Raw genomic sequence first — 18,622 nt, forward strand, 5'->3', positions numbered from 1 at the left:
CTCAGTCCCCCACCACAAGGCCTGCACAGCTCAGCGCGTTATCCTGGGGCTGCATCATCAGGATACGGTGGCTGTTCGGTGCCAATTGTTGTAAACGCGCCCACGGGGCGCTGCAGAGCAGTGCGTCGTCCCAGCTCTCGATGCGGTGGCTCGTCCACTGTGCGTGCGTGCGCAGCTGTGCGGCGAAACACGCTGTGGTCAGGATCAACAGGGGCAGGTGTTCTTCCATCGACGTGAACATATCCAGCCTGTTGAGCAGCGTCTCCAGTGCGTGTTGCGTCGCCGGGAAAGGCACGGTTCGATACTGTTTGAACACGATGCCGGTCGCTCGGCCGTCGGCGGGTTCGTCTGCGCGCTTTTGCAGCATCACGACGCAGGCGCTGGCCACCGGATTGAAACGTTCCAGGCTCGGGCTGGGGTACATGATGGCGTCCTGGTCGGCGATCAGCAGCAGGGCTTTTTTCCCAGGGCGGCCAGCGTTGGTGTCGTCGAGGTAGTCCTCGATGGCTTGCAGCGCCAGGAACGGGCTGCTCAGGCCGTGATCGCTGATGGCGATGCCAAAGGCGTCATGGGCGCCGGTCTGGTGAATGATGGCGTTGGTCACCGAGCAGCCGACCTCCACGTCTGGTGTCCAGTGAGCCAGCACCACCAGTTCCACGTCATTGAGCGGGATCTGGGTGGCCAGTTCACCGACCAATTGCGTCAGCATTGCCCTGAACGTGAGGTGCTGGGCGGCGTACCAGCGCGAGGCATGCCGGTCCTGGGCTTGAGCGGTATGGCCATGGGCGTGGAAAAAGGCCTCGACGAAGTCCTTGACCTGTTTGAGCTGGGCGTCGTCTACGGCAGGCGCAGCGCTGTGCCTTTCGAACTGGCGCCACAGGATGTGAGTAGCCGCAAACTGCAGAGACATAACGATTCCTTCAGGCGCTGGCCAAAGACAGGTGTTGGTACACCTGGGGGGCGAGCAGGGCGTCTATGCCATCGGCCGTGCGGATCAGAAAGGCTTGATCGTTTTCCACGAGAACTTCCGCCGGATGACCGAAACTCAAGAAACCCACCGGCGATGCGCTGGCGCCATAGGCACCGGAGTGCCCGATGCCGATCAGGTCCCCTGAGCGCAGTTCGGCGAGCATGATGTTTTCACCCAGCAAGTCGGTCGGCGTGCACAGCGGGCCGGTTACTTGATAGCGATGCAGCTCGCCCGGCGTGGCGGGGCCGAGGCGTGCCATCGGGAAGTTTCGACGGATCAGGGAGTTGATGCCGGCGGCACTGCCGTGGCAGTTGGCCCCGCCATCGCACACGGCAAACCACTCGTCCCGGGACGGCTTGAGGTAGTTGACCCGCGTGACGAAAATGCCGGCCCGCGCAATCAGGAACCGGCCCAGTTCGATCACGATTTTGCAGCGTGGGAATGCCCCGCGGTAATCGTTCACGATGGGCTGCAGGGCTTGTCCCAAGGCGGCCAGGTCGAGTGCTTTCTCTTTGTCGAAATAGCGCACCCCGAAGCCTCCGCCCACATCGACGAAATCCAGCGCTGTTTCATAGGTCTGTTGCAGCGTGGCGGCCAGTGCCAGGATGTTTTGCGTGTTGTTGGCAAGGGCCTGCCAGTCGAGAATGCGAGTGCCGAGGTAAATATGCAGGCCTGCCAGGCGCAGGTGCGAGAGCTGATCGAGCGTGGCAAATGCCTGTGGCAGCAGTTGTTCATCGATACCGAACTGCCGGGGCTTGCCGCTCATGACCAACTTGGCTTTTTCCCCGGTAAAGTCGGGGTTGATACGCAGCGCGATGGCCTGGGTCACCCCCAGGCTGGACGCGATGTCGTTGAGTAAATGCATTTCCTCGATGGATTCGACCACCACGGCTTTAATACCCGCGAGGCAACACTGGGTCAGCTCATTAATATGTTTGCCGGGACCGACAAAAATGATCTCGGCCGGCGCTACACCTTGGCGTAGTGCAATTTTCAATTCAACCAGCGAACAGACTTCGCAGCCGGCGCCGGCTTTATGTAATAGGGCGACCAGGGATTTATTCGGGTTAGCCTTGAGCGAATAAAAATAATCGATGCCCTCGGGCAATGCGCATTTAAGTTCGGCAAAGTCAGTTTTTATTTGCGTGGCACTGTAGGCATAAAAGGGCGTGGGCACTTTATCGGCCAGGAGTTTATAAGGGATGTCTTCGATTTTATCGGCGTTTATATAATGACTATCAGGAGGAAAAGCTGACATGACTGAATTTTCCATTTAATAACGACTCAATCCAATTGATATCCTTGAAGTTTTCGAACAGATCCTCATCCAGGATATCGAAGAAACTCTTAGTGTTACCGGCGCGGCTGTCGACCCATTCGCCAATCTCCGAGATCAGCCCGACTATATGGATGGAGTCCAATAACCCCTCGGGTCCGTAGATCTGCGCACCGTCATCGATGGCCTGCAACTTATCTGGGGTAACGCCTATGTTTTGCAGCGCTGAAAGAATGAAGGCCCGTGTCGTTTTTGGTGAAGCGCTCATGAATTTGACACCCTTTAAACGTCATGTGAGCGTGATCATATCCATGGCGAATAGTGAGATTTGCTTGAAATTGCAACGGCGCTTTCCCGGCTCTTTATATTGATTAATTCGATCTTCTAGAGGGTGAACTTCGGGCGCATGCAGTCATGCGCTCCGGTCGGCTGGCTATCTCAGCGGGGTGCGCGGCCGTCAGCGCAGTTCGTCTTTCAACAACTCAAAGCAGCGTTGCGCTGCCGGGCTTAAATTCATGGCGCTGCGGGTGATCAAGCCGATCTCGCGGTTGACCCCCGGATGATCAATGCTGATGCGCCGCAGTCCCTCCAGGCTGTCCGCCGCTGACTCGGGCAGCACGCTGATCCCCAGCCCCTGGCGCACCAACGCCAGGACTGTCGACATGTAGTTGGCCTCCATGCCGGCGTTCATCGTCAGCCGCGTCGCATCGAACAGCGCATCGACTTGCTCGCGCACGCTGCTGTCGCGGCCGGTGAGGATGATCGGGTGTTGCGCCAGTTGTTCCAGTGTCAACTGCTTATGCCGCGTCAGCGGATGATCCAGCGGTACGAACGCACAGAGTCGATCATTCAGCACCGGGACAAATGCCAGCCCATGGCTCAATCGCGCCCGCACACCGATACCGAAATCCACCTCGCCTGCGCGCACCTGGGCATGAATGCGGTGGGCCACCAGGTCCTGCAGGCGGACTTCTATTCCGCCAAAACGCTCGCGAAACAGACGGAGCACCGGCGGCAGGCTGCCGGCGCAGACCGAGGGCAGGGCGGCGATGGTCACCACGCCCCGGCGCAAGGCGGCGAGGTCGCGGGAGCCGGTGACGATGTTGTCCAGGTCCAGCAGCAGTTTTTCCATCGGGCCGCGCGCTTCCTGGCCGGCGGCGGTGATGCTCACATGCCGGGGGCTGCGGTCGAGCAGGACGACGCCGAGCCAGTCTTCCAGTTGTTGTACCTGCACGGTCAGCGCCGAAGGGGACAGATGCAGCTCGTTGGCAGCCTTGGTAAAGCTGCCGGTGCGCGCCACTGCAAGGAACGCTTGTATGTGTTGGATGCTGTTTTTCATAAGCATGGCTTCATTTTGTTTTTCCGAACACTGATGGGTGAATATTCCAATTTACAAAGACTAGCGCGCTTCCAATACTCCAGGGAAAACAATAACCGGCCACCAAGGCCGCTCTGGAGTAACCCATGCTCGCTACCCTGGGTGTCATTACCATCCTGTGCCTGCTCGCTGCCGTCATGAGCAAACGCCTTTCGCCACTGGTGGCCCTGATCGCCTTGCCGATCATCGCCGCGCTGCTCGGCGGGTTTGGCCTGCAAACCAGTGCCTTCATCATTAGCGGCATCAAGAACGTCGCCCCCGTAGTGGGCATGTTTGTGTTCGCGATCCTGTTTTTCGGGATCATGACCGACGCCGGCATGCTCGACCCCATCATTGATCGCATCCTGCGCACGGTCGGGACACGTCCTACACGCATTGTGGTCGGCACCGCGACCCTGGCCCTGCTGGTGCACCTGGACGGTTCCGGGGCGGTCACTTTTCTGGTGACGGTGCCGGCGATGTTGCCCTTGTATACGCGGCTGGGTATCGATAAACGCATCCTCGCCTGTGTCTGTGCGATGGCGGCCGGGGTCAACTTCCTGCCGTGGACCGGCCCGGTGCTGCGCTCCTCAGCGGCCTTGCATGTACCGGTGGCGGACCTGTTCCAGCCGCTGATCCCGGTGCAGATCGTCGGCCTGATCTTCGTCTTTGCCTGCGCATGGTGGCTCGGCCGGCGTGAAGAAAAACGCCTCGGCCTGGGGGCCGGCTCCACGGTGGATGCCGTGCCGCAACGGGTGCTCAGCGACGACGACATCAAGCTGCGCCGCCCACGCCTGTTCTGGGTCAACCTGGTCCTGACCGTGCTGGTCATGGTGGTGATGATCGCCGGCTGGGTCGACCCGGTGGTGATGTTCATGCTCGGCACGGTGGTGGCGCTGTGCATCAACTACCCGAACGTCGACGCCCAGCGCGCCCGCATCGATGCCCATGCTAAAACCGCCCTGACCATGGCCAGTATCCTGCTCGCCGCCGGGGTGTTCACCGGCATCATGCAAGGCACGGGCATGCTCAAGGCCATCGCTGAAGTGGCGGTGGCGCAGATTCCCGCTGGCCACGGCAAGCTGATCCCGGCGGTGGTGGGCTTTATTTCCATGCCGCTGAGCATGCTGTTCGACCCCGACTCCTACTATTTCGGCGTGATGCCGGTGATTGCCGAAGTCGGCAAAGCCTTGGGCGTCGACCCACTGCAAGTGGCCCAGGCGTCGTTGCTGGGCGTGCACACCACCGGTTTTCCGGTCAGCCCGCTGACCCCGGCGACCTTTCTGTTGGTGGGCCTGTGCAAGATCGAATTGGCCGATCACCAGCGCTTCACCATCCCTTTTCTGTTTGCCGCGTCGGTGTTGATGACCCTGACCGCGTTGCTCCTGGGAGTGATTTGAGATGAAAACCTTGCGCATCGGTTCCGGTGCCGGCTATTCCGGCGACCGCATCGAACCTGCCGTGGAACTGGCCGAACTGGGCGATCTGGATTACCTGGTGTTCGAGTGTCTGGCCGAACGCACCATCGCCCTGGCGCAACAGGCACGCATCAGCGACCCGCAGGGTGGTTATGACCCGCTGCTCAGTGAGCGCATGCAGCGTGTGTTGCCTTACGTCGGCCGCCATGAAGGGCGGCGCCGCCTGCGGGTGATCACCAATATGGGCGCGGCCAACCCGGTGTCGGCGGCGGTCGAAGTGCGGCGGATTGCCGATGCGCTGGGCTTGAGCCTCAAGGTCGTGGCCGTGGTGGGCGATGACGTGCTGGACGTCTTGCGCCCCGAGCAGGTACTGGATAACGGCCAGACCGTGGGCTCACTGGGCGCGCGGGTGATTTCCGCGAATGCTTACCTGGGCGTCGACGGCATTCTTGATGCCTTGCGCGCCGACGCCGATGTGGTGATCACCGGGCGTGTGGCCGACCCGTCGCTGTTCCTTGCCCCGCAGGTATTTGAATTCGGCTGGGCGGTGGACGACTGGCAGCGCCTGGGGCGCGGCACGTTGGTCGGGCATTTGCTGGAGTGTGCCGGGCAGGTCAGCGGTGGTTATTTTGCCGATCCTGGCTTTAAGGATGTGGACGACCTTGCGCGCCTGGGTTTCCCGTTGGCCGAGATCGATGCCGACGGTGAGGCCGTGATTACCAAGGTTGCAGGTTCCGGTGGGCGGGTCAGCCGTGCCACCTGCACAGAACAACTGATCTACGAAGTGCATGACCCTGCGGCGTATTTGACGCCTGACGTGACGGCCGACTTCTCCCACGTGGGGTTTGTCGAAGAGGCCGTGAATCGCGTTCGCGCCCAAGGGGCGGGTGGTCGCGCACGGCCCGAGCAGTTGAAGGTGAGCGTTGGCTACCTGGATGGCTGGATTGGCGAAGGGCAGATGTCCTACGGCGGCCCCGGCGCGGTCGCACGGGCGCAGCTGGCGCGGGATGTCGTACTCAAGCGTTTGGAACTGATGGGCGTGAAGATGCAGGATGTACGCGCCGAACTGATCGGCATGGACTCGCTGCACGGTCCACGCAGCAGCGTGGAGCCCTGGGAAGTACGCCTGCGAGTGGCTGCCCGCTGTGAAGAACGCAGCGAAGCGGTGCGGGTCGGCAATGAAGTGGAAACCCTCTACACCAACGGCCCGTCCGGCGGCGGTGGTGCAAGCAAGAGCGTGCGGCAGGTAGTGGCGGTGGCGTCGTTACTGCTGCCCCGTGACGCGGTCAACCCGAGGATCGAAGCATGAAACTGCACACGCTGGCCCATTCCCGTACCGGCGACAAGGGCGATACCTCGAACATTTCGATCATCGCCTATCGCGCCGAGGATTATCCGTTGCTGCGTGAGCAGCTCACGGCCGAACGCGTGGCCGAGTTTTTTGCGGGCTTGCTGGAACCTGGCGCTGCGCCGGTACGGCGTTATGAGTTGCCCAACGTGCAAGCGCTGAACTTCGTACTGCCGGGGATATTGCGCGGCGGCGTGACCCGCTCGCTGGCGCTGGATGCCCATGGCAAGTGCCTCGGGTCAGCGCTGCTGGAACTGGACCTGGATTTGCCAACATCCAACTGAATGTGGGAAGGGCCAAGCTCCCTCCCACATTGGATCTCAGCAGGTCTGTCAGATCGCCGCGAAACGCTTGTCCAGGTAATCGATGATCACTTTGGAGTCATACATCCAGGTGGTCTGGCCATTCTCTTCGATGCGCAGGCACGGCACCTTGATCTTGCCGCCTTGCTCCAGCAGGGTCTGGCGGTCCTGCTCGTTGTTCTTCGCGTCCTTCAATGCCACCGGCACATTCAGGCGGTGCAGGGTGCGGCGGGTCTTCACGCAGAACGGGCAGGCGTGGAATTGATACAGGGTCAGGTCCTTGGCCGCGGCGTTCACCTGGGCCTGTTGTTCGGCAGGGCGCTGCTTTTTACGCGGGCGGGTAAGGAAGTCGCCGGCGATGATGACGTGGCCGAGGCCCACTCGAAGTGCTTTGACGAACATGGCTGAAACCTCTTGCCCATGAAGAAGGGGCCGCAGCTTACCTTAATTCTGCGGGCGAAAAAAAACCGGCGATGAACGCCGGTCTTTTCCTACGCAGCCTGTTACTTGATCAGGCTGAGGAATTCGCTGCGGGTGGCCGCGTTTTCGCGGAACTCACCCAGCATCACCGAAGTGATCATCGACGAATTCTGTTTCTCCACACCGCGCATCATCATGCACATGTGCTTGGCTTCGATCACCACGGCCACGCCCAGGGCGCCGGTCACTTGCATTACGGCATCGGCGATCTGGCGGCTGAGGTTTTCCTGGATCTGCAGGCGGCGCGCATACATGTCGACAATCCGCGCGACCTTCGACAGGCCCAGCACTTTGCCGCTCGGGATATACGCCACATGCGCCTTGCCGATAAACGGCAGCAGGTGGTGTTCGCACAACGAGTACAACTCGATGTCCTTGACCAGCACCATTTCGCTGTTGTCGGAACTGAACAAGGCACCGTTGGTGACTTCTTCGAGTGTCTGTTCATAGCCGCGGCAAAGGTACTGCATCGCCTTGGCGGCACGCTTAGGCGTGTCGAGCAGGCCCTCGCGGGAGACGTCCTCGCCGAGTTGGCCGAGGATCGCGGTGTAATTCTGTTCCAGGGACATGAAACTACCTGTGGGATTTTCGCAAAGCGCAAGGTTACGGTGGCCGACACATCGCTGCAAGCCTGACGATGGCACTTGTTACTCGTCGCGCCCTTCCATCATCGTGCGCTTGAGCATCACATACACCGCACCCGCCCCACCGTGGCGTGCCTGGCACGAGGTAAAGCCGAGCACCTGGGCATGCTGGCGCAGCCAGGTGTTGACGTGGCTCTTGATCATGGGCTTCTTGCCGTCCAACCGCACAGCCTTGCCGTGGGTGACGCGCACGCAGCGGATTTCGAACTTGGTGGCTTCGGCAAGGAAGGCCCACAGGGTTTCCCGGGCTTTTTCCACGTTCATGCCATGCAGGTCCAGGCTGCCTTCGAACGGGATCTGGCCGACCTTGAGCTTGCGCATCTGGCTTTCCTGCACGCCGTCGCGGGCCCACATCAGCTCGTCTTCGGGGCCTACGTCGATGACGAACTGGTCCGACAGGCCATCCACGGTGGTGGCGTCGGTGCGCACGGTCGCGGCTTGGCGCAGTTTGGCAATCTGCGCACGGTCGGCCTTGGGTTTGCCGGTGTCAGCGCGATCATGCTTGATCGGCTTGACGCCGCGCAGCTCGTTTTTGAACAGGGAAAAATCGTCGTCTTGCATGTCAGCCTCCGCGAAGGGCGGGCAGTTTACCTAAATCGCGGCGGCCAGGGCGCTGGAAACGCTATCTATGCGCCATCAGTCGTGCTTTTTCATCAGGTGCGAGGCGATGTTCAGCGACAACGGCTGACGCATCTTCCGGCGGCTGCGACGCCACAGCCACACGCCCAGCCACAGCACCAGCAAGCCAATGCCCAGCAGGAGGGCAGAGCCACCGGGGCTGGCATTCAGTTCGCCAAGGGCCGGTGAGTGACCAAACAAACCGGCGCCACCGGCACCTGCCAGCAGCACACCTACAATCGCCAGCAGCGCGGCAATGCCGGCCACCAGGCGCAGACGCCAGTTGCTCGGGCCCTTGGGGCGCAAGCGACGAGCGTCAAAACCATCGGATATCTTCATTCCGACCTTTCCTCCAGGGTATCGGCCCTTCGACCGGAAGATACACAGGTTGTTCCTGTACCAGAGGCAATTGCAGCAAATGACAGGCATTTGCGGATGAGCGGAGCCATAAACACGTCGCGCCGCTCATCAGAAGGACGATCAGATCAGATCTTTGGTCAGCGCGAGGGTCGCGAAGTTGTCAGCCATGATGGCCATTTCGGTCTGCTGTACGTGCTCGGCACTCAGGACGCCGCCTTTGCAAGGCAGGTCGCGGGTGGCGCAGGCGTCTTCCACCAGGGTGCAGCGAAAGCCCAGGTTCTTGGCGGCGCGCACGGTGGTGCTGACGCTGGAGTGGCTCATGAAACCGCAGACGATCAGGTCCAGGGAGCCTAGGTCCTGCAGGTGTTTTTCCAGGCCGGTGCCGTGGAAGGCGCTGGGCAGCAGCTTGTCAACGATGGTTTCGTCACCTGCGGGTTCCAGGCCGTGGATGAATTCGCCGCGCTCGCCCTGGGGGTCAAACAGGCCGCCCACGGTGCCAAGGTGGCGCACATGCACGATCGGACGCCCGGCATTGCGTGCTGCGGCGACCAGTTGCTTGATGTTGCCGACCGCCGCGTCCATGCCTGAGAGCGCGAGCGGGCCACTGAGGTATTCCTTTTGGGCATCGATGATCACGAGGGTCGCATGGCCAAGGTTGGCTGCTGCGTAACCACGACCGCTGAGTTGAAACATCGTCTTTGGAACGGACATTCTGGGGCTCCTGTGAGGGGGGCTTTTGCGCCATTGTCCACTGGCTGAGCGGTTCTGTGAATCGCTACTATCGTAAGGTACGCCGTTGCTGGCGTGCAGCCATGTCAAGGGGGGCAGATGTTTAACGGAATGATGGCGATTTGGATGAAATCCGACGTACGGCGGCAGGTTTTCGTACATCGTCGGTACAGGCGAAGGCTGTTAGAATTGCCAGTCGTTTTTTCCAGGAGTCTGCCCCCGTGATCACTTCCCGCCTGCGCACCTTGCGCGACCACATCCGTTGGGCTGTCAGCCGTTTCCATGGGGAAGACCTGTTTTTTGGCCATGGCACCGACAATGCCTGGGACGAAGCCCGGCAATTGGTGCTCGGCGCCTTGCACCTGCCATGGGAAATTGCCGACAGCTATCTCGATTGCAACCTGGAAGAAGAGGAAATCTCTCACGTACAGCGTTTGCTGCATCGCCGTATTCATGAACGGGTGCCCACTGCCTACCTGCTTAAAGAGGCGTGGTTCTGCGGCATGTCGTTTATCGTTGACGAGCGCGTTCTGATTCCGCGTTCCCCCATCGGTGAGCTGATCGAAAACCGCTTCGAGCCTTGGCTGGCCCAGCCGCCGGCGCGCATCCTCGACTTGTGCACCGGCTCCGGCTGCATCGGCATTGCCTGCGCCTACGAGTTCCAGGACGCTGAAGTGGTGCTCGGCGACTTGTCCTTTGAAGCCCTGGAAGTGGCCAACCAGAATATCGAGCGCCACGGTGTCGACGAGCGCGTGTACACCGTGCAGGGCGATGGCTTCGACGGCCTGCCGGGCCAGCGCTTCGACCTGATTGTGTCCAACCCGCCGTATGTGGATGCCGAAGACTTCGCCGACATGCCGGACGAATACCAGCACGAGCCGGAGTTGGGCCTGGCCTGTGGCGACGATGGCTTGAACCTGGTGCGGCGCATGCTGGCCGAGGCGGCGGACCACCTGAACGAGAAGGGTTTGCTGATTGTCGAGGTGGGCAACAGCCAGGTGCATGTCGAGGCGTTGTACCCGGAAGTGGACTTCGCCTGGCTGGAATTCCAGCGGGGTGGGCATGGGGTGTTCATGCTCACGGCCGAACAGTGCCGTGAACATCAGGCAATCTTCGCCGCTCGGGTTTAACCAGCCTTACAGAACAAACAATGTGGGAGGTGGCTTGCCCCCTCCCACATTTTGATTGCATTCCAGCCGGCTACCGGTGCGTGGCAATCCAGATCAACAACCCTGCCTGAAACACGGTAAACGCCACCAGGCAGGTGATGGTAAACCGCAACCCGCTGTCCTCACGCTTGAACTTGGTGACCTTTTCTTCTTCCTTGCGCAGCTTCACTTCCTGCTCCAACAGGTTGTGCTCGGCCTGTTGCAGCATCTGCGCAGCTTCAAGGATCTCCACAAACTGCACCTTCTCGGTGTTCCAGCTGTCCAGCACATCGCTGACCTTGCCGGGCTGTACGTTGCCCTTGAGGTGTTGCACATCGGCGTAGGCCACATCGAAACCCTGGACGCGCAGGAAGTGATCGCGGCGCAGGCGTGTGGCTTCGTTGAGTGCGTCCTTGTTGGCCAGGTCGACGCCGTCGACGCGGTAGTGTGACCAGTTCTTCTTCGCCCATGCCGCGGCTTGGGCCACCAGGAAGCGACCGATGCCACGGTTGGCCGGTTCGATTTCCAGGCTGTTGCCCGGGCCGAAATGCACGCGATGTTTATCGTGATCCACCCAGATATCCAGGTGGTTCTGCTCGCGGCGAACCCGCTGCCCCGGCAACTGGATGACCATGCGCAACAGGCTGTGGTGTTTGTCATTGCGCTCGGCATAGCCGAACTGCACGAACCGCAACGGTCGCACACCGGTGGCGCGGTCGGTAGCCAGTGGGGCCAGGCGCAGCATCTTGAAATGCTCGGCCTGAACCTCCGCCCACGGCAGGGGAGCCGCGTCGACGGCCTCGGTTTTTTCAGCCGGGGTGTCGGCGGTCGGTTCCGGTGTTGCTTCAGTGGTTGTCATGCGGTGTGATCCTGTCCAAGCCCTGCCAGTCGACAGTCTTTTTGCTGTCGACCCTGGGCTTATCGGCCGCTTTCTGCAGGACTGGAGGCAAATTGTCGCTTAACGGGGTTGAAGTCCGTCGATAAAGCGCACCAACCGGCTGCCCAACTCAGCGGCGAGAGGCAATTGTGGGTCATTGTAGGAGGCCAATTGTTGCTTTACATCGTTGGGCACGATGCGCATGACGTGGTTCATGCCTTCGATCACGGTCAGTTCGGCATCGGGCTTGGCCCTTTTCAGTTGCTGAGCGTCGCCGACACCTACCTGAATATCGTTGGTGCCTTGGATGATCAATGCGGGCATGCGCAGTTTCGCAAAGGCTGCTGAAGGGTCGGCGCGAAACAGGCTGATCAGATAAGGCTGCACGCTGGGTCGGAAAATGCCCTCCAGCGGGCCTGGCACATCAGCATCCACCTGGCCGGCCTTGAGGTGATCGAGGATTTCATTGCTGCGCAGCAGCAGGGCAGGTGGCAGGTGATCGGCCAGTTGCTGGCGGATCACCTGATCCACCGGGCGGGCGCTGCCGGACAGGGAAATGACTCCAGCCGGGTCGAGTTGGGGGGCGGCGAGGGCGGCAACCAGCGCGCCTTCGCTGTGGCCCAGCACAATCAGCGGGCCCATGCGTTTATCGGCCTTGAGCAATTTGCCCCAGGCCACCGCGTCGGCCACGTAGGCGTCGAGGGTCAGGTTGCGTTCGTCGGGTGTGGCGGCCAGGCTGGCGGCTACACCGCGCTTGTCGTAGCGCACGCTGGCGATGTTGTGCCGGGCCAGCACCCAGGCAAGACGCTTGAGACTGTCATTGCGTGCGCCGTCGGCGCTGTTGCCGTTGCGGTCGGTGGGGCCGGAGCCGGCGATGATCAACACCACCGGCACCGGCTTGTCGGACTGCGGCAACAACAGCGAGCCAAACAGCTCACCGCTACCGGTGTCCAGGCTGATCGGGCGTTGCAGTACGACGGGGGAGGCGGCGTGAGCCACGGCGGTAAACAGGGTGAGGGTAAACAGTAAAACTCGTAGCATCATCGCGCCATTATTCGGGAGGTGCCGGTTGGACCCATGTCGACCGGTAAGGTTTCGAGGATGAACTAGTCGATTAGCCTGCGTATACTGGCCGCCTTAAGTTATTACGGTTGACTTGATTCAACTGATTTCACGGAGCGCTCTGCATGTCCGGCAATACCTTCGGCAAGCTGTTCACTGTCACCACCGCGGGCGAAAGCCATGGTCCGGCGTTGGTCGCCATTGTCGACGGCTGCCCGCCCGGCCTTGAGCTGTCCCTGGAAGACCTGCAGCGTGACCTCGACCGTCGCAAGCCCGGCACCAGCCGCCACACCACCCAACGCCAGGAGCCCGACGAAGTCGAGATCCTCTCCGGCGTGTTCGAAGGCCGCACCACCGGTTGCGCCATTGGCCTGTTGATTCGCAACACCGACCAGAAGTCCAAGGACTACTCGGCGATCAAGGATCTGTTCCGCCCGGCCCACGCCGACTACACCTACCACCACAAATACGGCGAGCGTGACTACCGTGGCGGTGGCCGCAGCTCGGCCCGTGAAACCGCGATGCGCGTGGCCGCCGGTGCCATCGCCAAGAAATACCTGGCGACCCAGGGCATCGTCATCCGTGGCTACATGAGCCAGCTGGGCCCGATTGAAATCCCGTTCAAGACCTGGGACAGCGTGCAAGACAACGCCTTTTTCTGCCCCGACCCGGACAAAGTGCCGGAGCTGGAAGCCTATATGGACCAGTTGCGCCGCGATCAGGATTCGGTCGGCGCCAAAATCACCGTGGTCGCCGAAGGCGTCAAGCCAGGCCTGGGCGAGCCGATCTTCGACCGCCTTGACGCCGAATTGGCCCACGCGCTGATGAGCATCAATGCGGTGAAAGGCGTGGAAATCGGCGCCGGTTTCGCCTGCGTCTCCCAGCGCGGCACTGAGCATCGCGATGAGCTGACCCCGCAAGGTTTCCTCAGCAACAACGCGGGTGGCATCCTCGGCGGCATTTCCTCCGGCCAGCCGATTGTTGCGCACCTGGCACTCAAGGCCACGTCGAGCATCACCACCCCAGGTCGTTCGATCGATGTGCACGGCAACCCGGTGGACGTGATCACCAAGGGCCGCCACGACCCGTGCGTGGGCATCCGTGCCACGCCGATTGCCGAGGCGATGATGGCCATCGTGCTGATGGACCACCTGCTGCGCAATCGCGGGCAAAACGCCGATGTGCGCGTGAGTACTCCGGTGCTGGGCCAGCTGTGACGGCGCGGCGGTGACAGCCCTCCCATACTGGCGCCTTTCCAGCTTCTACCTGTTCTACTTCGCCCTGCTTGGGGCGACGGCGCCGTTCCTGGCGCTGTACTTCGATCACCTGGGGTTCTCCAGCGCGCGTATCGGCGAGCTGGTGGCCATCCCCATGCTGATGCGCTGCGTGGCCCCCAACCTGTGGGGCTGGCTGGGGGATTACACCGGCCGGCGCCTGGCCATCGTGCGCTTCGGTGCGGTGTGCACCTTGCTGAGTTTTTCGCTGATCTTCATCAGCCATACCTACGCCTGGCTGGCCCTGGTGATGGCCCTGCATGCGTTCTTCTGGCACGCGGTGCTGCCACAGTTCGAAGTGATCACCCTGGCCCACCTGCACAAACAGACCTCACGCTATAGCCAGGTGCGCCTGTGGGGCTCCATCGGTTTTATCCTCACCGTGGTGATCATGGGGCGCCTGTTCGACTGGCTGAGCCTGGATATCTACCCGGTGGTGGTCGTGGTGATCATGGCCGGCATCATCGGTGCCAGCCTGTGGGTGCCGAATGCGCAGCCTGTGACCCAGGGCAATCGCCTGGGGGCAGACGGTTTTCTCAAGCAACTGCGCAGCCCTGGGGTACTGGCGTTTTACGCATGCGTGGCGCTGATGCAAATGAGCCATGGTCCGTACTACACCTTTCTGACCCTGCACCTGGAACACCTGGGCTATAGCCGTGGCGTGATCGGCATGCTGTGGGCGCTGGGCGTGGTGGCGGAAGTGCTGATGTTCCTGGGCATGAGCCGCATCCTCACGCGGTTTTCGGTACGCCGGGTGCTGCTGGCGAGCTTTCTGCTGGCGGCGCTGCGCTGGTTGCTGCTGGGTTCTTTTGCCGAACTCCTGTGGGTGCTGTTGCTGGCGCAGGTGATGCACGCCGCCACGTTCGGCAGCTTCCACGCGGCGGCGATTGCCTTTGTGCAACGCAGCTTTGGCGCCAAACAACAAGGCCAGGGGCAGGCGCTGTACGCCGCCTTGGCCGGCACCGGTGGTGCGCTGGGGGCGTTGTATTCCGGCTACAGCTGGAACCTGCTGGGACCGACCTTCACCTTTAGTATTGCCAGCGTCGCAGCCCTGGCCGCTGCCGTTATCATCGGTTTTCGATTGCAAGAGCAGAACCAAGGAATCCTTCAATGAGCTATGTCGCCGTCTACCCCGTTGCTTCACCGGATACCCCGAACAAGGTCCTGACCCATGTCGACGACATCGTCGCCACCCTGGCCGAGCACGGTGTGCGGTTTGACCGCTGGCAACCTGGCCTGATCGAAAGGGGTGCCAGCGATGCTGACATGATTGCCGCCTATCAGCCGCAGATCGACGCGCTCGGCTACGCTGCGGTGGCAGTGTCCCGTGTCACGAGCGACCACCCGCAAAAAGCCGAATTGCGCGCCGAGTTCCTGGATGAGCGCCGCTACGGCGAAGACGAAGTGCGTTTTTTCATCGCCGGCCAGGGTTTGTTCAACCTGCATGTTGGCGACTACGTATATGCCGTGCGGTGTGAGAAAAACGACCTGCTGGTGGTGCCGGCCGGTATGGCGCACTGGTTTGATATGGGTGAGAACCCGCACTGTATAACGCTGCGATTTTTCAATAAGGCGCAAAGCCCAGTGCCGACGTTGACGGGCGACGCTATCGCCCGACGCTTTCCTGGGCTGGATGACTAAGAGCGACGTATCAAAAACTTCAACCCCCGCATGGTGGAAGTTGTTGTGGGAATAAACTCAAATTCCTGTAAGGCCTGGCTGTTTATCGCGGGCCCTACGCCTTAGTTCCATTGGTTATGTAACTCTTTGCGGCCTCAACGTTTATATCACCTGTCAATAGGAGAAATCCGAAGGGTGATAGGCCGATAGCCAATAAAAGGGAGCGAAACTAATGAGAGGCCCAAAGGAATCATTTCCAACACACTATTCCGTACCCAACGCCGTTAGAAGGCGTTTGAGTTTGGCTGGAAAAGCATTGACCCCTGCGGAACTGGAAATCTTGCGTTGGGCCTCCGCAGGCAAGACCGTCTGGGAAATCAGCCAGATTCGCGCCACCTCCGAAGCCACGGTGAAATTCCATCTGCGCAATATCTACGGCAAATTCGGCGTGAACAACCGGGTGCAGGCGATGAATGAGGCGGTACGCCAAGGTTTATGCTGACCCCAGCGAGCCTTGGTGAGGGGCTTTCGGCCATCGAAGCCATCGGTTTGAAGCGTCATAGTCCAGCCATAACGAAACCGTGCCTACGTGGATACCCTTTTCAAGCAGCACAATCGCGGCGCGCTGTACGAATGGGCGTAGTGGGTGGTTTCTCAAGCGCAAACAGCGGCAGAAGTTTCCCGCGTACCGCTGTGTGCGCAGTCTGGATTGGACTGGTTCGTCCCTAAGTGCTGGGGCCGGCGTTCAGTACCTGATTAACTCAGCCCGGGCGATGTGGCATTCGCGTAATTCTTGAGCTGCGCGCTTAGCCATTCAGCAGGCGGCCGCCGTCAAGGACGATTTCGGAGCCGACCGTCCAGCGCGACTCGTCGGATGCCAGATACAGCACTGCCTTGGCCACCTCGTCGGAGGTACCGAAGCGCCCAAGCGGAATGGTTGCCGCGATCTCTTTGTTAAGCTGCTCGCGATAAGCTTGTGGAATACCCAGCTTGTCGTAAAGCGGCGTCTCGACGGGGCCAGGGCTCACTGCATTGACACGGATGCCACGGCCCAGCAATTCGGTCGAGAGCGTCTTCGACATGTTCAGTAATGCGGCCTTCGTTGCGGCATACACGGACGAGCGATCTGCGCCTGCATGGGCGCTTACGGAAGTCGTCAACACGACCGAAGCAGGATTGGCGAAGACCGGCAACAGCGCCTGCATCAGGAAGTACGGCCCTTTGACGTTGATGTCGAAAGAGCGGTCGAACATATCTTCCGTCCATTCTTCGATGGGCTGCCAGACGGATACGCCGGCATTGAGGAAGGCAACGTCGAGTTGGCCGTAGTGTTCCTTGATGACGTGTGCCAGCTCCTTTTGTGCCGCAACGCTGGCCGAGTCGGCGCGCAGTACCGGCACTTCCGGGCCCAATTCGGCCTGGGCCTTTGCAATCGAATCGGGGTTGACACCCGTTACGATCACGCGAGCACCCTCCGCCAGGAACTGCTTTGCCGTTTCCAGCCCGATGCCACTGGTGCCGCCAGTGATGAGCGTACGTTTACCTTGCAAGCGCGACATTTGAATTCTCCGGTGAATGACGACCACCGCGGTCGACAGGGAGAAATATGCGCTCATGCTCCATAGTATATAAGACTGCTTATTCGCATATAATTCATGCAAATTGAGCATGAATTGAGGTGGAGAAGTGGACCGATTTCTTTTGATGACATGCTTCGCGCGTGCTGTAGAAACCGGGAGCTTTTCGGCGGCAGGGCGGGATCTAGGGCTGGGGCAACCCAATGTAAGCCGCTATGTAGCGGCTCTGGAGGATCATTTGCAGACGCGTTTGCTCCACCGGTCTACGCGCAAGCTGTCGTTGACACCGGAGGGCGAACGCTACTATGCGGACATCCGGCGCATCCTGGATGCGGTGGATGAATCCGAATCGTCCTTCAGAAACAACGTCGATCCATCGGGACTCTTGCGCGTAGCCTGTCCGACAGCTCTCGCACACGCGTTTGTGCTGCCGCATGTGCCGGCCTTTCTGGAGCGCTACCCTCAATTGATCTTGGATCTCCAACTCAACGATCGATACGTAGACCTGGTCAATGAAGGCACCGAACTCGCCATTCGCATAGGACAGCTGGAGGACAGCACCTTGCGTGCCCGGCCTCTTGGATGGTACGACCGGGTCTTCGTCGCCAGCACGGACTACTTGGCTAAACGCGGCGTTCCGCAGACCCCGGAGGATCTACGCGACCACGATTGCATCATCTACACCTTACTGTCGTCCGGGGCGACCTGGCGATTCCGGGGCGCGGAGATTCCGATTACCGGCAGGCTCAGGGTCAACTCGCCCGACGCTGTGAGTGCGGCGGTCGTGGCGGGCCTGGGTGTGGCGCATGGACCTGCGTGGCTGTTTGAGGGCGGGCTGAACAGCGGGAAATTACAGTTCATTCTCACCAACCATGGGGCTCCCCCTGTCCCCGTGCAGATGGTTTATGTCGCCAACAGACTGCTCCCCACGCGGGCTATCGTGTTCATGGATTTTATGGCAGAGGTGTTTTCAAAGATTCCAGCCTTGAACGGCGGCACCCCTGTGCCGACTCTATAGATAGGACGAGACGGCCCCGGCATCTGTTGAACTCGCCTGAGTGTTTGATAAACCCGCTGTATCGGGCTTGGGTACAGTCCAGCGAAGTGCCGGGCTGGAGTCATCGTCAAACAAAAAAGGCCGCGACGCTCAAGAGCGTCGCGGCCTTGTTATGACTGCGGTATTTACGCCGAGTGGTAGGTCGGCAGGGCAAAGCGGTTCTGGCTCTGCAACATCGAGATTTGCGGCAGTTCACTGGCTTGTTCGGCCAGGTCGCGACGAATCGCGCTGATCACCCAGGTCAATTGATCGGCGGTGTGCAGCTGCTGGTAAGAGATCGAACGCTTGACCTGCTTGCCGTCACTGTTGCGCAGGGTCAACAGAATGCCGCCGTCGGGACGTGGCTGGGTGGTGACGTCGTAGTTGGAGAATACTGAAGCGAATTTATCTTGGATCAGGCTCATGTCTATCAGCTCCGTTGGCTCAAGTTGGCAAGCATGGAGTGATAGGTGCAGTGATTGTGCCAGCTCATGATTTATTAAAATATCGTTATAAATCAATCACT

General features: G+C 60.5%; 22 protein-coding genes. 9 read left to right on the forward strand and 13 right to left on the reverse strand.

Annotation, left to right across the window (positions count from 1 at the left end; all coding sequences use genetic code 11):
• Position 1 precedes the first annotated feature (1 nt).
• From AD670_RS06215 to AD670_RS06230, 4 genes are all read right to left on the reverse strand, one after another.
• Complete coding sequence (locus AD670_RS06215; RefSeq protein WP_053129340.1) at positions 2–910, reverse strand: hypothetical protein; 909 nt, start codon at positions 908–910, stop codon at positions 2–4.
• Between the two features lie 10 nt (positions 911–920).
• Complete coding sequence (locus tag AD670_RS06220) at positions 921–2,228, reverse strand: diaminopimelate decarboxylase (RefSeq protein WP_053129343.1); 1,308 nt, start codon at positions 2,226–2,228, stop codon at positions 921–923.
• Positions 2,209–2,514 carry a hypothetical protein gene (locus tag AD670_RS06225; protein ID WP_053129346.1) on the reverse strand — a complete coding sequence of 102 codons (306 nt, stop codon included), beginning with the start codon at positions 2,512–2,514 and terminating at the stop codon, positions 2,209–2,211. Before AD670_RS06225 ends, AD670_RS06220 begins: the two co-directional genes overlap by 20 nt.
• Positions 2,515–2,703: 189 nt before the next feature.
• Positions 2,704–3,585 (reverse strand): LysR family transcriptional regulator, encoded by an 882-nt coding sequence (locus AD670_RS06230; protein ID WP_053129348.1) that lies wholly within the window; start codon positions 3,583–3,585, stop codon positions 2,704–2,706.
• A gap of 125 nt (positions 3,586–3,710) precedes the next feature.
• Here AD670_RS06230 and AD670_RS06235 point away from each other — a divergent pair, with 125 nt between their 5' ends.
• Genes AD670_RS06235 through AD670_RS06245 form a run of 3 tightly spaced genes read left to right on the forward strand, consistent with a single transcriptional unit; the run spans position 3,711 to position 6,653 of the window.
• Positions 3,711–5,003 carry a CitMHS family transporter gene (locus AD670_RS06235; RefSeq protein WP_053129349.1) on the forward strand — a complete coding sequence of 431 codons (1,293 nt, stop codon included), beginning with the start codon at positions 3,711–3,713 and terminating at the stop codon, positions 5,001–5,003.
• A gap of 1 nt (position 5,004) precedes the next feature.
• Entirely contained in the window at positions 5,005–6,330 is a 1,326-nt protein-coding gene (locus AD670_RS06240) for an acyclic terpene utilization AtuA family protein (RefSeq protein ID WP_053129351.1), read from the forward strand.
• Entirely contained in the window at positions 6,327–6,653 is a 327-nt protein-coding gene (locus AD670_RS06245; protein ID WP_053129352.1) for a hypothetical protein, read from the forward strand. The genes AD670_RS06240 and AD670_RS06245 overlap by 4 nt, the downstream gene beginning before the upstream one ends.
• A 48-nt stretch (positions 6,654–6,701) precedes the next feature.
• Here the strand turns inward: AD670_RS06245 and AD670_RS06250 are convergent, their stop codons facing one another.
• The 5 genes from AD670_RS06250 to AD670_RS06270 all read right to left on the reverse strand — a co-directional run bounded on the left by AD670_RS06250 (position 6,702) and on the right by AD670_RS06270 (position 9,484).
• Positions 6,702–7,073, reverse strand: a complete 372-nt coding sequence (locus AD670_RS06250) for a glutathione S-transferase N-terminal domain-containing protein (RefSeq protein WP_027603930.1) — start codon at positions 7,071–7,073, stop codon at positions 6,702–6,704.
• 101 nt (positions 7,074–7,174) lie between these two features.
• Complete coding sequence (gene folE, locus AD670_RS06255) at positions 7,175–7,720, reverse strand: GTP cyclohydrolase I FolE (protein ID WP_003442011.1); 546 nt, start codon at positions 7,718–7,720, stop codon at positions 7,175–7,177.
• Positions 7,721–7,798: 78 nt separating this feature from the next.
• Positions 7,799–8,356, reverse strand: a complete 558-nt coding sequence (locus AD670_RS06260; protein ID WP_053129354.1) for a Smr/MutS family protein — start codon at positions 8,354–8,356, stop codon at positions 7,799–7,801.
• Between the two features lie 75 nt (positions 8,357–8,431).
• Positions 8,432–8,752: a hypothetical protein gene (locus AD670_RS06265; protein WP_053129356.1), complete on the reverse strand. Its 321-nt coding sequence runs from the start codon at positions 8,750–8,752 to the stop codon at positions 8,432–8,434.
• Between the two features lie 141 nt (positions 8,753–8,893).
• Positions 8,894–9,484, reverse strand: a complete 591-nt coding sequence (locus AD670_RS06270) for a cysteine hydrolase family protein (RefSeq protein WP_053129358.1) — start codon at positions 9,482–9,484, stop codon at positions 8,894–8,896.
• A gap of 239 nt (positions 9,485–9,723) precedes the next feature.
• Between AD670_RS06270 and prmB the strand changes: the two genes are divergently transcribed.
• Positions 9,724–10,632, forward strand: coding sequence for a 50S ribosomal protein L3 N(5)-glutamine methyltransferase (gene prmB, locus AD670_RS06275; protein ID WP_053129360.1), 909 nt, complete (start codon positions 9,724–9,726; stop codon positions 10,630–10,632).
• A 70-nt stretch (positions 10,633–10,702) separates the two neighbouring features.
• Here prmB and AD670_RS06280 read toward each other — a convergent pair whose 3' ends face one another.
• Positions 10,703–11,509, reverse strand: a complete 807-nt coding sequence (locus AD670_RS06280; protein ID WP_053129361.1) for a hypothetical protein — start codon at positions 11,507–11,509, stop codon at positions 10,703–10,705.
• 99 nt (positions 11,510–11,608) lie between these two features.
• The gene (locus AD670_RS06285; protein ID WP_053129364.1) at positions 11,609–12,571 is read right to left on the reverse strand and encodes an alpha/beta hydrolase; all 963 of its coding nucleotides are present in this window, start codon (positions 12,569–12,571) and stop codon (positions 11,609–11,611) included.
• Between the two features lie 143 nt (positions 12,572–12,714).
• Between AD670_RS06285 and aroC the strand changes: the two genes are divergently transcribed.
• From aroC to AD670_RS06305, 4 genes are all read left to right on the forward strand, one after another.
• Positions 12,715–13,806, forward strand: coding sequence for a chorismate synthase (gene aroC, locus AD670_RS06290; protein ID WP_053129368.1), 1,092 nt, complete (start codon positions 12,715–12,717; stop codon positions 13,804–13,806).
• 10 nt (positions 13,807–13,816) lie between these two features.
• Entirely contained in the window at positions 13,817–14,977 is a 1,161-nt protein-coding gene (locus AD670_RS06295) for an MFS transporter (protein WP_053129369.1), read from the forward strand.
• Positions 14,974–15,504 carry an acireductone dioxygenase gene (locus AD670_RS06300; protein WP_053129371.1) on the forward strand — a complete coding sequence of 177 codons (531 nt, stop codon included), beginning with the start codon at positions 14,974–14,976 and terminating at the stop codon, positions 15,502–15,504. The genes AD670_RS06295 and AD670_RS06300 overlap by 4 nt, the downstream gene beginning before the upstream one ends.
• A gap of 211 nt (positions 15,505–15,715) precedes the next feature.
• The gene (locus AD670_RS06305) at positions 15,716–15,985 is read left to right on the forward strand and encodes a response regulator transcription factor (protein ID WP_053129373.1); all 270 of its coding nucleotides are present in this window, start codon (positions 15,716–15,718) and stop codon (positions 15,983–15,985) included.
• Positions 15,986–16,289: 304 nt separating this feature from the next.
• On the opposite strand, the gene AD670_RS06310 is transcribed toward AD670_RS06305, so the two are convergent.
• Complete coding sequence (locus AD670_RS06310; protein ID WP_053129375.1) at positions 16,290–17,042, reverse strand: SDR family oxidoreductase; 753 nt, start codon at positions 17,040–17,042, stop codon at positions 16,290–16,292.
• 127 nt (positions 17,043–17,169) lie between these two features.
• On the opposite strand from AD670_RS06310, the gene AD670_RS06315 reads away from it, so the two are divergent.
• Positions 17,170–18,078 carry a LysR family transcriptional regulator gene (locus tag AD670_RS06315; RefSeq protein ID WP_053129377.1) on the forward strand — a complete coding sequence of 303 codons (909 nt, stop codon included), beginning with the start codon at positions 17,170–17,172 and terminating at the stop codon, positions 18,076–18,078.
• 164 nt (positions 18,079–18,242) lie between these two features.
• Here the strand turns inward: AD670_RS06315 and AD670_RS06320 are convergent, their stop codons facing one another.
• Complete coding sequence (locus AD670_RS06320) at positions 18,243–18,521, reverse strand: DUF3509 domain-containing protein (RefSeq protein ID WP_027603943.1); 279 nt, start codon at positions 18,519–18,521, stop codon at positions 18,243–18,245.
• Between the last annotated feature and the right edge of the window lie 101 nt (positions 18,522–18,622).

Origin of the sequence: Pseudomonas sp. MIACH (assembly GCF_001269925.1) — a bacterium.
Classification (GTDB): Bacteria; Pseudomonadota; Gammaproteobacteria; order Pseudomonadales; family Pseudomonadaceae; genus Aquipseudomonas.

Bases quoted from the DNA above. Each gene is read 5' to 3' on its own strand.
- AD670_RS06245 (WP_053129352.1), top strand. From the start codon at position 6,327: ATGAAACTGCACACGCTGGCCCATTCCCGTACCGGCGACAAGGGCGAT.
- AD670_RS06215 (WP_053129340.1), bottom strand. From the start codon at position 910: ATGTCTCTGCAGTTTGCGGCTACTCACATCCTGTGGCGCCAGTTCGAA.
- AD670_RS06220 (WP_053129343.1), bottom strand. From the start codon at position 2,228: ATGTCAGCTTTTCCTCCTGATAGTCATTATATAAACGCCGATAAAATC.
- AD670_RS06320 (WP_027603943.1), bottom strand. From the start codon at position 18,521: ATGAGCCTGATCCAAGATAAATTCGCTTCAGTATTCTCCAACTACGAC.
- AD670_RS06310 (WP_053129375.1), bottom strand. From the start codon at position 17,042: ATGTCGCGCTTGCAAGGTAAACGTACGCTCATCACTGGCGGCACCAGT.
- AD670_RS06240 (WP_053129351.1), top strand. From the start codon at position 5,005: ATGAAAACCTTGCGCATCGGTTCCGGTGCCGGCTATTCCGGCGACCGC.
- AD670_RS06230 (WP_053129348.1), bottom strand. From the start codon at position 3,585: ATGAAAAACAGCATCCAACACATACAAGCGTTCCTTGCAGTGGCGCGC.
- folE (WP_003442011.1), bottom strand. From the start codon at position 7,720: ATGTCCCTGGAACAGAATTACACCGCGATCCTCGGCCAACTCGGCGAG.
- AD670_RS06270 (WP_053129358.1), bottom strand. From the start codon at position 9,484: ATGTCCGTTCCAAAGACGATGTTTCAACTCAGCGGTCGTGGTTACGCA.
- AD670_RS06225 (WP_053129346.1), bottom strand. From the start codon at position 2,514: ATGAGCGCTTCACCAAAAACGACACGGGCCTTCATTCTTTCAGCGCTG.
- AD670_RS06280 (WP_053129361.1), bottom strand. From the start codon at position 11,509: ATGACAACCACTGAAGCAACACCGGAACCGACCGCCGACACCCCGGCT.
- AD670_RS06250 (WP_027603930.1), bottom strand. From the start codon at position 7,073: ATGTTCGTCAAAGCACTTCGAGTGGGCCTCGGCCACGTCATCATCGCC.
- AD670_RS06235 (WP_053129349.1), top strand. From the start codon at position 3,711: ATGCTCGCTACCCTGGGTGTCATTACCATCCTGTGCCTGCTCGCTGCC.
- AD670_RS06265 (WP_053129356.1), bottom strand. From the start codon at position 8,752: ATGAAGATATCCGATGGTTTTGACGCTCGTCGCTTGCGCCCCAAGGGC.
- AD670_RS06260 (WP_053129354.1), bottom strand. From the start codon at position 8,356: ATGCAAGACGACGATTTTTCCCTGTTCAAAAACGAGCTGCGCGGCGTC.
- aroC (WP_053129368.1), top strand. From the start codon at position 12,715: ATGTCCGGCAATACCTTCGGCAAGCTGTTCACTGTCACCACCGCGGGC.
- AD670_RS06300 (WP_053129371.1), top strand. From the start codon at position 14,974: ATGAGCTATGTCGCCGTCTACCCCGTTGCTTCACCGGATACCCCGAAC.
- AD670_RS06285 (WP_053129364.1), bottom strand. From the start codon at position 12,571: ATGATGCTACGAGTTTTACTGTTTACCCTCACCCTGTTTACCGCCGTG.
- AD670_RS06305 (WP_053129373.1), top strand. From the start codon at position 15,716: ATGAGAGGCCCAAAGGAATCATTTCCAACACACTATTCCGTACCCAAC.